Annotated in this window: 13 protein-coding genes; 3 read left to right on the forward strand and 10 right to left on the reverse strand. The window is 38.8% G+C overall.

The window, feature by feature from the left end; translation table 11 throughout:
• Positions 1 to 5: 5 nt before the first annotated feature.
• From B1NLA3E_RS21705 to B1NLA3E_RS25455, 10 genes are all read right to left on the reverse strand, one after another.
• Positions 6 to 1,211, reverse strand: coding sequence for a glycosyltransferase family 4 protein (locus B1NLA3E_RS21705; protein WP_015595965.1), 1,206 nt, complete (start codon positions 1,209 to 1,211; stop codon positions 6 to 8).
• A 51-nt stretch (positions 1,212 to 1,262) separates the two neighbouring features.
• Entirely contained in the window at positions 1,263 to 1,994 is a 732-nt protein-coding gene (locus B1NLA3E_RS21710; RefSeq protein ID WP_015595966.1) for a GNAT family N-acetyltransferase, read from the reverse strand.
• Positions 1,995 to 2,009: 15 nt separating this feature from the next.
• Positions 2,010 to 2,639 carry a sugar transferase gene (locus tag B1NLA3E_RS21715; RefSeq protein WP_015595967.1) on the reverse strand — a complete coding sequence of 210 codons (630 nt, stop codon included), beginning with the start codon at positions 2,637 to 2,639 and terminating at the stop codon, positions 2,010 to 2,012.
• A 20-nt stretch (positions 2,640 to 2,659) separates the two neighbouring features.
• Positions 2,660 to 3,886, reverse strand: coding sequence for a DegT/DnrJ/EryC1/StrS family aminotransferase (locus B1NLA3E_RS21720; protein ID WP_015595968.1), 1,227 nt, complete (start codon positions 3,884 to 3,886; stop codon positions 2,660 to 2,662).
• Between the two features lie 279 nt (positions 3,887 to 4,165).
• The gene (gene galU, locus B1NLA3E_RS21725; RefSeq protein WP_015595969.1) at positions 4,166 to 5,056 is read right to left on the reverse strand and encodes a UTP--glucose-1-phosphate uridylyltransferase GalU; all 891 of its coding nucleotides are present in this window, start codon (positions 5,054 to 5,056) and stop codon (positions 4,166 to 4,168) included.
• 12 nt (positions 5,057 to 5,068) lie between these two features.
• Positions 5,069 to 6,895 (reverse strand): polysaccharide biosynthesis protein, encoded by a 1,827-nt coding sequence (locus B1NLA3E_RS21730; RefSeq protein ID WP_015595970.1) that lies wholly within the window; start codon positions 6,893 to 6,895, stop codon positions 5,069 to 5,071.
• A gap of 391 nt (positions 6,896 to 7,286) precedes the next feature.
• Positions 7,287 to 8,051, reverse strand: a complete 765-nt coding sequence (locus B1NLA3E_RS21735) for a tyrosine-protein phosphatase (protein WP_015595971.1) — start codon at positions 8,049 to 8,051, stop codon at positions 7,287 to 7,289.
• A gap of 99 nt (positions 8,052 to 8,150) precedes the next feature.
• Positions 8,151 to 8,855, reverse strand: coding sequence for a CpsD/CapB family tyrosine-protein kinase (locus B1NLA3E_RS21740; RefSeq protein WP_015595972.1), 705 nt, complete (start codon positions 8,853 to 8,855; stop codon positions 8,151 to 8,153).
• Entirely contained in the window at positions 8,845 to 9,591 is a 747-nt protein-coding gene (locus tag B1NLA3E_RS21745) for a YveK family protein (RefSeq protein WP_015595973.1), read from the reverse strand. The genes B1NLA3E_RS21740 and B1NLA3E_RS21745 overlap by 11 nt, the downstream gene beginning before the upstream one ends.
• 331 nt (positions 9,592 to 9,922) lie before the next feature.
• A complete protein-coding gene (locus B1NLA3E_RS25455) occupies positions 9,923 to 10,078 on the reverse strand; it encodes a hypothetical protein (RefSeq protein WP_187292125.1) in 156 nt (51 codons plus the stop codon).
• 216 nt (positions 10,079 to 10,294) lie between these two features.
• Between B1NLA3E_RS25455 and B1NLA3E_RS21750 the strand changes: the two genes are divergently transcribed.
• From B1NLA3E_RS21750 to uxaC, 3 genes are all read left to right on the forward strand, one after another.
• Complete coding sequence (locus B1NLA3E_RS21750; protein WP_015595974.1) at positions 10,295 to 11,353, forward strand: C40 family peptidase; 1,059 nt, start codon at positions 10,295 to 10,297, stop codon at positions 11,351 to 11,353.
• 18 nt (positions 11,354 to 11,371) lie between these two features.
• Positions 11,372 to 13,045: an alkaline phosphatase gene (locus B1NLA3E_RS21755; RefSeq protein WP_236619595.1), complete on the forward strand. Its 1,674-nt coding sequence runs from the start codon at positions 11,372 to 11,374 to the stop codon at positions 13,043 to 13,045.
• A gap of 429 nt (positions 13,046 to 13,474) precedes the next feature.
• The gene (gene uxaC, locus B1NLA3E_RS21760; protein WP_041581271.1) at positions 13,475 to 14,893 is read left to right on the forward strand and encodes a glucuronate isomerase; all 1,419 of its coding nucleotides are present in this window, start codon (positions 13,475 to 13,477) and stop codon (positions 14,891 to 14,893) included.
• The last annotated feature ends 4 nt before the right edge of the window (positions 14,894 to 14,897 follow it).

Consider the following 14,897-nt stretch of genomic DNA (forward strand, 5'->3'; position numbering starts at 1 on the left):
GTTCACTACCTCTCCTTTCCAAAATGATTCTCTAAAATTTCAACAGAACGCTTAACATTAAATTTACTTTCTAAATACTTACGTCCTTTTGCTCCCATCTCAGACAGGCTTTCTGATTCTGCCATTTCTTTTGCCTTTTTTATAAATTTTTGAACATCACCAGACCACACCCACTCACCACAATTAGCTTTCTCAATCATCTCTTTAAGATCAGTAACTTTATCTGTGGCAGCAATGACAGGCTTTGCATATTCCATATATGCTAGAATACGAGACGGATAGTTTGGAATTGTAAATCGTGGGTCCAGGACAATCAGTCCAACATCACATTCTTTTGTTATTTGTTCGTACTCATTTCTCGGAAGATTCTCAATCACAAGAGCATTGTAAATATCATTTTCTTTTATCGTCTTCTCTAACTTATATCTATCAGTTCCTCTACCAATAAAGAGAAAGTACATATTTATTTCATTCTTGCATCCTTTAATAGTCTCACATAAAAGATCTAAATACTGTGGTCTCCCCATGTTTCCACCAAAAAGGAAAACACATGCTCCTTCGGGAATTCCAAATCGCTCTCTCATTGGAAATTCTTCTGAATTAAAGAAATTTGTCAATTTTTTAGTATTAGGGAAAACCTCAACTTTTGCAGAATTAATCCATGAATTATGATCTAACACATATTGCTTATTAGCATTAGACATACAACCAATGTAATCTGCAGTTTCTAATAATTTCTTTTCCTTTGATGTGAAATAACGATGTAAAATACCGTTTTCTTTTATAATTCTTAAATCTACTGCGTTCTGAGGAAAAATATCTTTGAGCATTAGATATGACCGGCAATTGAACTGTTTCTTAGCCCATGCTACCAATCCGGCGTTAGTGACTGGTGGTGATTCAAATAAGATAAAATCAAATTCTCTTTTCCCTAAATATTTATTTATTCCTTTTTTCATTAGCACTGGTATTTTTAAAGTAGTTATACCTTTTTCTATAAAACCTACATCATAATAATTTCCAGTTACAATTCGAAGAACATCAAAACCTCGCTCTTTCTTCATTTCTGTATGTTGTTTATCTTTCGCTTGTTCGGATACAGCTACTGTAATCTCATGACCCGCTTCATATAATGCTTCTGCTAGATCTGTATATATTGTAGCTCCCTTACCTGGCTCCGGAAACGAAGTAGCAATGTATAATACTCTCAAAAAAATCTCTCCTCGATTTCTGCCACACACCACATCTTTATGCGATTTCCTCTAAAGGTTCCATAAATGGTAAACTTGATGACACCCTACCTGTTTAAAACCAACTTTTTGATAAAAGTTAATAGCTCCCATGTTTCGGACCTGAGTACCGACTTTAAGTATGTTAAAGCCTTTTTGATATGCTGAATATTCTACCGCATTGAATAAGCCTTTACCAATACCACTTTTAGTGGCCGCTTTGGACACAGCTATAAGTTCTATCACACATGCATCATCTGAATAAGAATGCAAAAGAAAACCGTTAATATCACCATTTTCATTCATTGATAACGCATAAAACTTGCCGGACTTTTCAAATGAATTTATTAACCATTGATGGTAAACAAGATGCCCACCACGTTTAGCTAGTTCTGGGTCCTCTGTAAACTTTGAGAACTGAAAATCTGCTATCTCAAGCAATTGATCATTTCTCTCTAACGCTTGATAAACTGTGATGTGTTTTGGCATCTCAGGTGAACCTTCAATTTTCTTCACAAACTGTATATTCACATCCACCAAAAATGCCGAAGTATCCCTTCCTATCAACTGAGCATTAATAGGTTCTGAATCACGATTCTCGATTGAAATAAACTGATAATCTGTAAATCTAGTTTTAAGATCATTCCATTCAATAGATGTAAGTGACTTATTTAAAACTGTTTTTGCACAAGAAACACCAAAAAACTCTGTGTCCCACTCTAGTTCATAGAAGGTTACTGCATCTTCCGTGTTTTTTTCTTTCATATAATATTTCCCCTCCTACAAACCTACAGTCTTGTTTTTGCTAGATTTTGTACTATTTTCAGAAACAAATACATCTTCACGCTTTAACACTGATACCGCAGTTTTAAAGAAGATTTTTACATCAAGCAAAATAGACAAATTATCAATATAGTAAATATCGTGTTGAATACGCTCTTTCCACGGTACCGTATTTCTATAATAAGCTTGGTTAAAACCGGTAACACCCGGGCTAACTTCTAACTTACGGGCTTCATTGCCATCGTATAATTTAAGATGCTCAGGTAAATCTGGTCTAGGTCCAATGATGCTCATGTCACCTTTAATAATATTTAGTAGTTGTGGTGTTTCGTCCAAACTTGTCTTTCGAATAAACTTCCCTATCCTAGTTAATCTTGGATCATCTTCTGCATTAAAGGTTGAGCCATCCTCATTTCTCAGGTCAGGTGCATTTATTTTCATTGAACGGAATTTATACATTTTAAATACTCTCCCATTCCTACCTAGACGAGGAGCATTATAAAAAATTGAGCCTTTATCCTGAAAATAAATAATTGGTCCTACAATAACTAATATAATAAGCCAAAATGGCAGAGCTATTATTGCCAAAATGAGATCAAAAACTCTTTTAAAAAAACTCTTATACATTTTGTCACTCCTACTCGAGACTAATCACTTAAGACTTCATTCATTATCTTCATTAAGTTCTCAATTACATACTCTACATCTTCATCAATAAGTAATGTGTTAAGTGGCAATGTAATCTCATTCTTATACACATCAAAAGCATTAGGATAATCCTTTATATGAAATCCTAAATTCTTATATGCTGTAAACAAAGGTAGTGGCTTGTAGTGAACATTACAAGCAATCCCATTCTCAGCCATTTTCTCTATTATTTCATTTCTTTCAAATTCCCCAATTCCAGGTATTCTCACTAAATAAAGATGACCTGATGAAGCAAAGTCCTCTCCATAATGTTGCAAACTCTGAATACCTAATGGTAAAAATGCTTTATCATACATTTCAATAATCTCTTGACGTCTTTTCAACAGACCTTCATATCTATTTAACTGTATCAAGCCAAACCCTGCCATAATGTCAGTCATATTGCACTTGTATGCAGGATAGACAATATCATATTCCCATGCACCTTTTTGGGTTTTAGCTAAAGCATCTTTAGACTGACCATGAAGGCTGTATAACATATATTGTTTATAAAGCCATTCATCATCTAATCCAAGGTCATCACACCAAACAACTGCACCACCTTCAGCAGTTGTAAGATTCTTTACTGCATGAAAGGAGAAGCAAGTAAAATCTCCAACTTGCCCGCAACTTAATCCATTTCTCTCAGCTCCAAAAGCATGAGCAGCATCTGTCATAACAATTACTCGATTAAATAACTTTTGAAGTTCATTGTTAGGCTTAAATAGTTCCTTTTTACTATTTACTATTTTGTATATGGTATCGTAATCACACATCTTCCCTGCAATATCAACAGGTATGATAGCTTTTGTCTTTTCAGTTATAGCATCAACAAGTTTAGAATAGTCCATCTCAAACGAATTTGGGGCAGTATCAACCAGTACAATTTTCGCACCTACGTGGTCTATAACTGAAGCAGATGCTGTATAAGTATAGGCTGAAGTAATGACCTCATCGCCAGGTCCTATCCCTAAAATTCGCAAAGTAAGCTCCATAGCTGCTGTCGCAGAGTTGAGGCAAACAGCTTTATTTGCACCAATATATTCAGCTATTCTTTTTTCAAACTCTTTTGTCCTCGGTCCAGTTGTAATCCAACCAGACTTCATTGCTTTTATAACTTCTTCAATCTCTGCATCTGTAATATCGGGTGGAGAGAATGGTATATTTCTTAATTGGGTATCAATCATTTTAATTCCTCACTTTATTCAAGTTTAGGTATTTCACATATATAAATACATTTTTAGTCGCTTAGTACTTAATTGGAATCTTAAATACCCTATCCAACTAACTACTAACCCACTAAATACCAGATTCATTTAATACTCATACCTATATATTCTCAATTTAATAAAACAAAAACTGTTCAGTAATATATTGAAATTGAGCAATTCACTCTTTATTGAAAACATCAAAACATCAGCTCCTATCCTATGATTAAACTACTCATACGAAAAGGAGCCTATAACCTACTTCTTTATTTGTACTTTCCCCATCTCCATTACTTCTTTAAGAAAGATAAGCAATTCAGATCTCAATTCCTCATCCTGCAGCGCAAACTCCACCGTAGTCTTTACAAACCCAATCTTCTCCCCAACATCATACCGCTTGCCCTCAAAATCATAAGCAAACACCCGCTGGATTTGATTCAATTTCTGAATCGCATCCGTCAACTGAATCTCCCCACCTGCACCAGTCTCCTGATTCTCCAAGAACGAAAAGATCTCTGGAGTCAGGATATAACGCCCCATAATGGCCAGATTAGACGGCGCAGTACCAGGAACTGGTTTCTCAACAAAGTTCTCCACCTTATATCTTCGTCCTTCTTGAACCGAAGGTTCAACAATCCCATACCGATGCGTCTCATCATCAGGAACTGTTTGAACGCCAATCACGGATGAATGAGTTTCTTCATATATATTCATCAGTTGTCTAAGGCATGGAGTCTCACTCTGAACAATATCGTCTCCTAACAGGACTGCAAACGGTTCATCGCCAATAAAGTTACGGGCACACCAAACAGCATGTCCCAACCCCTTTGGTTCCTTTTGACGAATATAATGAATATCTGCCAAATTAGTAGAATAGCGAACCTTATCCAGCAAATCTAGCTTTCCTTTTTCTATTAGGTTTTGCTCAAGTTCCGAGGCAAAGTCAAAGTGGTCTTCAATTGCCCGCTTACCTTTTCCGGTTACGATGATAATATCTTCTATTCCTGATGCAATCGCTTCTTCTACTATGTACTGGATCGTCGGCTTATCGACAATCGGGAGCATTTCCTTTGGCATTGCCTTCGTTGCCGGCAAAAATCTTGTACCCAACCCAGCAGCCGGGATTATTGCTTTACGGACCTTTTTCACTTGAGCATCTCCCTATTGATTACTTGCAACATCATAAACTTTATTTACTCGTCGATTTGCTAGATTAATGACATATTCTTTTATTTCTACTGGTGTAAAACTCTCAAACCGCTCCAGTAGATAGCCGACTTCCGCTTCCTGCTCCAGCACCGCTCTCCCAATAAAAATTTTCGGAAACACCGGCTCAGGATAAATCTCCTCTGCATTTAGCAACTCTTCATACATCTTCTCCCCAGGTCGTAAACCTGAAAATCCAATCCCAATCTCATCTTCAGAATAACCCGAAAGGGTTATCAAATTCCGTGCCAAATCAACAATCTTCACCGGCTCACCCATATCCAAAACAAAAATCTCCCCACCACGCGCAAGAGACCCTGCCTGAATCACAAGCCGCGAAGCTTCTGGAATCGTCATAAAATATCTCGTCATATCCTCATGCGTAACCGTCACCGGCCCACCTGCCTGAATCTGTTTCTTAAACAACGGAATCACACTACCGCGACTCCCCAACACATTCCCAAACCGGACAGCCACAAACCTCGTTTTACTCTCTTTATCTAACTTCTGAATAATCATCTCCGCAATCCGCTTTGTCGACCCCATCACATTAGTAGGATTAACCGCCTTATCCGAAGAAATCATCACAAACGTATCAACACCGAAACTGTGGGCTGCTTCCGCCACATTCTTCGTCCCAAACACATTATTCTTAACCGCTTCCATTGGGTTATACTCCATCAACGGAACATGCTTATGCGCTGCCGCATGATAGACAACACTAGGTCGATGGATTTCCATCACTTCAAATATTCGCTCTCGATCCTGAATATCACCAATAACCGGAACAATTTCAATTGAAGGAGGAACGGCGTTTCTCAACTCCATATCAATCCCATAAATGCTATTCTCACCGTGACCAACCAAAACAATCTTCCGCGGCGAGAACTTGCATATCTGTCGACAAATTTCTGAACCGATTGACCCTCCAGCGCCTGTCACAAGTACCGTCTTGCCACTCACATATTCCGAAATACCAGCGATATCCAAATCCACTGGTTCTCGTCCCAGCAAATCCTCAACTTGAACATCTCGGAAGTGATTGACTGACACTTTTCCGAGCATAATGTCTTCTAACATCGGCATGATTTTCGTTTTCGCTTTTGTTTTTGCGCATTCATCATAGATCCGCTTCAATTCTTTTCTACTAAGTGAAGGAATCGCAATCACGATATTATCAATCTGCAATGTTTCCACCGTTTTGGTGATATGATTGACATTGCCAACCACCGGTAAGCCAAGAATGTCCAAACGATATTTTTTCGGATCATCATCAATAAAGGCGACCGGCTTTAACTCCGTGTCATGGTTATTCAATACTTGACGGGCAACCATCGTTCCCGCCGCTCCAGCCCCGATGATTAACGTCCGTTTCATTTGTGTTTGTGTGCTTATATAGCGGTCCCGAACCACTCGCCATGAAAACCGGGAACCGCCAATCAAAATCACGTGCAGCATCCAGGCAATCATCAGTGCGCGAACATATGCATCATGAAAGACAAGTAACTGCATGATTAAGGTTGTCCCAATCGAGAAGGTCACTGCCTTAACTATTGATATTACTTCGCCAACACTCGCATACTCCCATGCCTTTTTATATAGCTTATAAACAAATGCAAAGAAATGGTGACTAAGTAATAAAGTAATCGCAGTCAGCATCAGGGTCGGCATCTTAAAGATCGACAGATTCGGATGTAAAGTTAAAAAGCTAATATAAATAGCTGTAAGCACAATGATTGAATCAAGAAAAGCTAACATGGTTAATCGTGTTCTATAGGCCAATCGAACCCTCCCCTTCAATTTTCAAAACCACCCCCATAAAACGAGGTTGCAGTTGCAATTTTATGAATAAATAGAATTATATGGATATTCAATCTAATTCCACATACCAAAATAAATACCTAATGATAACCCACGTCGATACACGTCCTATCATTAGGTATCTATAAAACCGCCAACTTCAAAAAAACTTCACATTTCACAGATCAATAAAATGGGCATCAAACCCATCCTCACACCATGCTAGTGACGACATTCGCGTCTAAGGATAACAATCCCTGTATCCCACAGCATAATCGAGTACCTCCGTAGATATCGGACAGGAAGCCTCACCGGTCAGGAAGTTACCTGACAAAAGTAGATTGTTAGTCTTCGATGTTAAAACATTAAGAGATTAAAATATTCCTAGAATCTTTTTCCTCTTTACTTTTGTAGGGATGTCTTTAAAGACCGATTTTCCAGAGACTAAGTACTCCGCATTTTCTAAAAACATATCAACAGTATCGACTCCATATCTCTTTTCGACCAAATCAAACGCTTCGACTACCTTAAAGTTTCGATTCGAAATATTATGGGCGTCTGATGCAAGAAAATGCGTTAAGCTTGCATCGATGAGCTGAAATGAAAATTCTTTAATTTTTTTTCCAAAAGCCCCAGATATACTTGCTGCTGTTACTTGAGTTAGGGCTCCTTTTTCAACGAACTGGAATAAAATCTCTGGTCGTTCTATGATTTCTTGATTTCTCTCTGGGTGAACAATAATCGGGATTAATCCCTGCAACTGGATATCATATAACAATTGTTGTGTATACCTAGGAACATGTCCTGATGGTAGCTCTATGAAAAGATAATTTGAATGATTTAGAGGTAGGATTTCGTTATTATTGTAGTCTTCTAAAATCTCACCATATATTCTTGTTTCTTGACCTGGAAGGATCGTTATTGAAATATTTTCCTCTTGAATAGCTTCGTTTAGTTCCGAAACTTTCAAGAGGATATCCTCTTTAGGATTCAAATATTTACTATTTTGATGGTGCGGGGTAGCGATGATCGTATGAATTCCTTGTTTAACTGCAGCTCTAGCCATATTAAGGCTATCTTCAATATTTTTAGCACCGTCGTCAATACCAGGCAAAATATGACAATGTATGTCAATCATCGAAACCACTCCTTCCATTTATTTTCTATTTCTTTCAGCTTTTTAATAGTAACGTTATCGTAATATAGGGTAAAGAGTGGTATTTTGTCGAATCCTAACTTATTTTACCCCGTAATAATAATAGTAATTGGAATTTTCCACCTTCTTGTTATTTAACACTACCCCAAGGATCTTTCCTTTAGCCGATAACAATAAGTCTTTCGCCTTAGTTACCATATCGATTTCGGTACGACCACTAGAAACTACCAGTAAGCTACCCTGACAAATATTTGCCAGTATTTGCGAATCAGTTACAGCCAATACAGGCGGTGTATCAAAAAGAATGATGTCATATTCACCTTCAACTGTTGTAATGAATTCTCGCATCGCTTTAGATCCTAATAACTCAGCTGGGTTTGGTGGAATTGGCCCACTTGTTAAAACATACAAATTTTCAATATCGGTGGCCGCAATTGCTTCATCCAACGACCTAAGTTTTGTTAAGACATTTGTTAGCCCATATATATTTGAGATTTGGAAAGTGAAATGAACAGTTGGTTTTCTTAAATCTGCATCAACAAGTAAAACTCGTTTTCCTTGCTGTGCAAACACCACGGCAAGATTGGCAACCGTTGTTGATTTCCCTTCTCCTGGTCCTGTGGATGTCACCAAAATAGATTTAAGTTCTTGGTCAATTTCAGCAAATTGAATATTGGTCCGAACTGTCCGATACTGTTCCGATATAGGTGATTTCGGTTTGAGTTTTGTGATTAAGTTTCGTTGTTTTAAATTCTTTACCGGTCTTGGGCTTTTTTTAAGAACCAATCGACTCACTCCTTACTCTAGAGTTTCGAACGTTACGGATTCCTTCGTTTTTTGAATGATCATCTTCAAAATTTGTGATCACTCCTAACACTGGCAATCCTAGAATTTTTTCAATATCCTGCTCAGTTTTAATTGTGTTATCCAAGTATTCTAATAAAAAGGCTAATCCAACGCCCGCCATTAAGCCCACAACAAGTGCGATTGCCACATTTAACGGTGGATTTGGCTTGATTGGGGATGGATGTTCTGCAACTGTTGCTATTGCTAGGATACTTACATTATCAACATTCATGATTTTGACGATTTCTTTTTTAAAGACATCAGCTATTTTGTTGGCAATTTGGGCTGCTTTAGCTTGACTAGGATCCTGAACCGCTATATTGACCACTTGAGAGTCCTTTTCATTTTGAACCGTAACTTTTTCATTAAGTTCCGCTGTTGTCATGTTCAGTCCAAGTTCTTTAACAACTAAATCCAAGACTGCAGGGCTTTTTATAATTACGTTATACGTATTGATTAGCTGCAGGTTTGTTTGAACCTCGTTATAGTTGTACATAGTCTGCTCATTTTTCGACTGATTGACTAGTAATTGCGTAGATGCCTGATAAATTGGTGTTAGGAAAAAATAACTAAAGATTCCACTAATAAGAACTGCTGTAATTGTAATAATGGCAATTAATTTTAGTCGTTTTCTTAATGTATCAAATAATTCTTTTAAACTAATTGTCTCTTCCATTTCAGCCTCCGAAGCACGAATTATAAAACCTGTTGTATAATATTATCATATTTTGCTGTCAAATTATTATGGTATTTGTCATTGTTTCATATTAATTACTCTATTTAACACTATTTTTTTAGGAATTAACAGGTAATTTTGGGAAAAGTGTGGTTTTTCCTTTTCACCCAAAAGTAAGCTAACGATTCCGTCTTTTATGTAACCGCTTATAAGCGGAAATATTATTAGACAAAAATAAAAAACCCGCAACTTTTGTGGGTTTATACCAAGAAATACGAACCTAACAGAAATGAAACAATTAATAATCTCATTCTAATCAAACTGCTAAATCCTATTTAACAATCATATTTTTCAAATCAAAGATGAGATCCTCAAGTAGTTTCCCCACCGTGATCTCCGTATCAGACGTGCCCCGCTCGTATGCTTTTACGATCAACTCTTGGAAGCTTCCTAATCTAATATCTTCAGTTTGTATATTTCGTTCCATTATCCCACTTGTCCTCCCAGTTTCTATACAACTCATTTTAGTTACAATAAACAGAATTGTAAATCGATTGAAATACCTATTTTTTGACAAATTATTTACATTACTGTGACTGTTGGACTAATCTGATCGGTTTTGTAGTTTATCAGCTTAATAACTCGAACCTTTGTGGTAAAATTAGGTTAAATGTTCGAAAAATAGCTAGAGGCGGTGAAAAGTTTGAAGAAAAAAATTGTATCCGCGGCAACGTTAGCGATTCTATCAACAGCATTCGCGGGTGGTGTTTCAGCAAATTCCTACATAGTCCAAAAAGGGGATACTCTGTCACATATCGCACTTAAATACCAAACTAGTATTTCCGAATTAAAACGACTCAACTCTTTAAGTTCCGATTTTATTTTAATTAATCAAAGTTTAGTAGTTTCCCAGACTAACACTAGTGCTGCACCTATTAAACCGACAGTTCAAACACCTACTCAAAGCAAAACTTATACCATTGTTAGTGGTGACACATTAAGCAAAATAGCTGTTCAACATGGTATTTCACTCTCAGACCTAATGACTTGGAACGGGCTTACCACACATTTAATCTATCCTGGAAATGTGTTAAAGGTTTCAACCCCTGATATCACAGCAGGACCAGCGCCAACAGTTCCAGTACAAACAGCCTCCACATCAATATCAACAAACTCGAGTAGCTACACCATCAAAAGTGGCGACACCTTGAGTCAAATCGCTCGGCAATTTGGTACAACCGTAACCGATCTAAAACTGTTAAATAATCTTACTTCTGATTTAATTTATGTTGGACGAACTCTAAAGGTGACATCTGCTCAAACTTCCAATAACGGCAGCACACAGACAACCGTAAATACAGTTGCGCCTATCACGGTAACACCAGTGAACAATCCTTCATCTAGCGCTGACAGCATTGTAAATGCCGCCAATGCTGTGCTCGGGGCTCCTTATGTATGGGGTGGCACTACACCTGCAGGCTTTGATTGCAGCGGCTTTGTTTTCTATGTTTATAACCAGGCAGGAAAGCCATTGAGTCGCCTTTCCGCCGAAGGCTATTATAATCGTTCTTACTATGTATCCACTCCGGAGCCAGGCGATTTGCTGTTTTTTGAGAATACTTATAAAACAGGCATTTCACACATGGGCATCTATCTGGGCGGAAATCAGTTTATTCAAGCCGATTCCGACGGTGTACAGATTACTGATCTTAACAATCCGTATTACAAACAACATTTTGATGGCTACAAGCGTTTTTATTAATAGAAGTTTTTGGGTGGGATGCCGAAGGTATCCTGCCCTTTTTATTTTTCCCTCCACTTACATATTTTTTTCAGTTGTGCTGAAAATATTGTAGACAAGATTGAAGTAGTTAAATATATGGTAGTGGAGGTATGTATGTTTTATCAGAGAAGAAGCTTACTTATTTTATTAACCGTATCTGCTTTATTTTTTCCAAAAGCGGGGTATGCGGAGCCTGTGGTTGCCAAACATAAGAATGTGATCATGATGGTGATGGACGGAACGAATTCTGATGTGGTGACACTAGCACGTTGGTACAAGGGCAAACCATTGGCGCTTGATGAAATTTTGGTCGGTGGGGTGCACACCCATTCACTCCGCTCGGCGATTACCGATTCGGCGGCAGCAGGCACGGCGCTGGCGACGGGACATAAAACAATTGTGAATGCGATTGGGATGGTGCCGGGGTCAAATCGCAATGGGTTCGCACCCGTGGTGAACTTAAGTGAAGCGGCAAAGCTTGCCGGGATGGCGACGGGCCTTGTGTCGACGTCGGAGATTCAGAATGCCACGCCGGCTAGCTATTCGTCTCATGTCACTGACCGCAACAATTATCATGATATTGCCGAACAGCAGGTGTATCAGAATCTGGATGTGGTGTTGGGCGGTGGTAAAAGCTCACTCGCTGCTAAAAATCGAGCTGATCGAGAGGATCTAATGCCAGTCGTGAAAAAAATGGGGTATCAGGTGGTGGAAACAAAAGAACAGTTAGCGGGAGTGCGTGGTAGCAAGGTCTGGGGTAGCTTAGCACAGTCGGCGTTGAGTAACCATTTTGACCGTGAGGCGTTAACACCAAGCCAACCTTCGCTGGCGGATATGACCGAGGCCGCAATTCAAGTTTTAGATAGAAAACAAGATCAAGGCTTTTTCTTGTTTGTCGAAGGCAGTAAAATTGACTGGGCCGCACATAAGAATGATCCAGTTGGCATGGTCAGTGAAGTGTTGGGCTTTGATGAAGCGGTCGGTAAGGCACTTGAGTATGCGAAAAAGGACGGCAACACGATGGTAATTGCCGTCACCGATCATGGCAACAGCGGCCTGACGATGGGAAGCAGTTCTACCGACAGAACATATGGAGCTACCCCAGCACCGACTTTTATTGAACCGTTGAAAAAGGCCAAGCTAACCTTGGAAGGTGCGATGACACAGCTAAAGCCTGATCACTCCAATTTACTTAAAGTAGCCGAGCTCTATGGTCTGGGTAATGTAACGCGGGATGAGTTGGGGAATTTGAAGGGTGCTGAAAACCTCGAAAATGCAATGGCAGGGATGTTAGCCTCACGAGCAAAGCTTGGGTTTACGACGCACGGGCATACAGGTGAGAATGTGTTTTTGTATGCTTATGGACCTGGGAAGCCGAGCGGTTTGATTGATAATACTGATATCCCAAGGGTGATTGGAAACTATTTAGGGATTACCGATTTGAATTATAAAGTGAAGTATGTTGAAGCTGGCCAGTATTTCAAGGGCAAAGGTTTCAAAGTGACAATAAAAGATGGGATGTCCGCGAATCCAGTCCTAATTGTCGAACATGAGGGTGTGAAACTAGAGTATCCCGAAAATAAGAATTATTACCTAAAAGATGGGGTTCCAGTGGAAACACTGGCACCGACAGTGTTTAATGGCAAGGAATTTTTTGTAGCAGTAGAGTAATAACAAGCCGGATTCCTTACTTTAAGGATTTCCGGCTTTAGTTTTGGGGGAACCCTAGCCAATGCCGAATATCATGACAAATCAAAGTATTCTTTAGTTTGGGTAGCGTTAGCTATATCTTTTCTAAATTATTAGTATTGTCGACATAATATATAAAATGTTAAAATAAAAATGTTAACGTTAACATTTTTGGTGAATTGTAAAACCAAAACCTTTTTAAGTTAAAGCTCAATGTTGATTGGAGTGGAAGGCGCGAGACTCCTGCGGGAGTAGCGCGTCACGGGAGACCCCGCAGGCGCGAAAGCGCCGAGGAGGCTCCCGGACCGCCCGCGGAAAGCGAGTGCCTGGAACGGAAATCAACATTCTACTTTAACAGAGCCTAAGTTAAAAATATGAATGCGAACAAAAAATATGATGGATGGTGAAACGATGCGAAAATTTATGGATGAAAATTTTTTATTAAAAAATGAAACCGCTATCTCGTTGTACCATAATTACGCTAAAGAACTGCCAATTATCGATTATCATTGCCATTTAAGTCCAAAAGAAATCTATGAAAATAAGCGGTTTCATACTATTACAGAAGTCTGGCTTTATGGCGACCATTATAAATGGAGAGCCATGAGAGCAAACGGCATACCGGAGGAGAAGATTACCGGAAATGCTAGTGATTACGAAAAATTTATGGCTTGGGCCCAAACTGTTCCCCTTACAATTGGGAATCCTTTATATAGCTGGGCCCACCTTGAACTTCAGAGATTTTTCAGTATATATGAGCCTTTAAACGAAAAAAGCGCACAAGCCATTTGGGAAAAGGCTAATCTGTTCCTACAGGGAGAAGGATTCGGTGCGCGTGATTTAATCGCCAAATCAAATGTAAGAGTCGTATGTACAACTGACGACCCTGTAGATAGTTTGGCATATCACCTTTTATTAAAAGAAAGCAAGGATTTTTCCGTCAACGTGGTTCCAGGGTTCAGACCAGATAAGGGACTGGGAATAAACCGAGACGATTTTCTTAGCTGGGTCGAAAAGCTTGAACAGGCTGCAGTTGTCAGCATTAACAGTTATGAAGATTATCTATCCGCTCTTGAAAAACGTGTACAATTTTTTCACTCTGTCGGATGCAGGGTGTCAGACCATGCGTTAGATTCAATGGTATATGAGGAAACTTCGCTAGAGGAAGTTAAAACTATTTTTTCGGAGCGCTTAACGGGTCTAAAAATTTCACTTGAAGCCGAAAGGAAATTTAAAACCTATACATTAATCTACCTTGGGAAACTGTATGCTGATCGCGATTGGGCAATGCAATTTCACATGAACGCACACCGGAATAATAATACGAAAATGTTAAAGCTACTAGGACCTGATACCGGCTATGATTCGATCAATGATGATCAAATTGCTAAACCGTTATGCTATATTCTTGACGCTTTGGAACAGGAAAACAAGCTTCCTAAAACCATTTTATATTCATTGAACCCTAATGATAACTCTATTATCGCTAGCGTGATCAATAGTTTTCAGGATGGGAAAACCCCTGGGAAAATTCAATTTGGCACAGCGTGGTGGTTTAATGACTCCAAAGATGGGATGATAGAACAAATGAAAGCACTATCCAATACAGCACTTTTTAGCCAGTTTATTGGGATGCTCACAGATTCCCGAAGTTTCCTATCCTATCCAAGGCATGAGTATTTCAGAAGATTGGTTTGCAATCTGATCGGAGAATGGGTTGAAAACGGCGAATACCCCGAAGATATGGAGATCCTAGGCAGGATTGTACAAAGGATATCTTATCTCAATGCCAGGGATTATTTTAATTTTCAGGAAGTAAGTGAGTGCTAATTTT

The organism is Bacillus sp. 1NLA3E (genome assembly GCF_000242895.2).
GTDB lineage: Bacteria > Bacillota > Bacilli > Bacillales > Cytobacillaceae > Bacillus_BU.

What these genes read in the sequence shown, in the direction of transcription:
- B1NLA3E_RS21710 (WP_015595966.1), bottom strand. Translation starts at nt 1,994, where the DNA reads ATGAAAGAAAAAAACACGGAAGATGCAGTAACCTTCTATGAACTAGAG.
- B1NLA3E_RS21715 (WP_015595967.1), bottom strand. Translation starts at nt 2,639, where the DNA reads ATGTATAAGAGTTTTTTTAAAAGAGTTTTTGATCTCATTTTGGCAATA.
- B1NLA3E_RS21720 (WP_015595968.1), bottom strand. Translation starts at nt 3,886, where the DNA reads ATGATTGATACCCAATTAAGAAATATACCATTCTCTCCACCCGATATT.
- B1NLA3E_RS21735 (WP_015595971.1), bottom strand. Translation starts at nt 8,051, where the DNA reads ATGATTGACATACATTGTCATATTTTGCCTGGTATTGACGACGGTGCT.
- B1NLA3E_RS21745 (WP_015595973.1), bottom strand. Translation starts at nt 9,591, where the DNA reads ATGGAAGAGACAATTAGTTTAAAAGAATTATTTGATACATTAAGAAAA.
- B1NLA3E_RS25455 (WP_187292125.1), bottom strand. Translation starts at nt 10,078, where the DNA reads ATGGAACGAAATATACAAACTGAAGATATTAGATTAGGAAGCTTCCAA.
- B1NLA3E_RS21755 (WP_236619595.1), top strand. Translation starts at nt 11,372, where the DNA reads ATGCCGAAGGTATCCTGCCCTTTTTATTTTTCCCTCCACTTACATATT.
- uxaC (WP_041581271.1), top strand. Translation starts at nt 13,475, where the DNA reads ATGCGAAAATTTATGGATGAAAATTTTTTATTAAAAAATGAAACCGCT.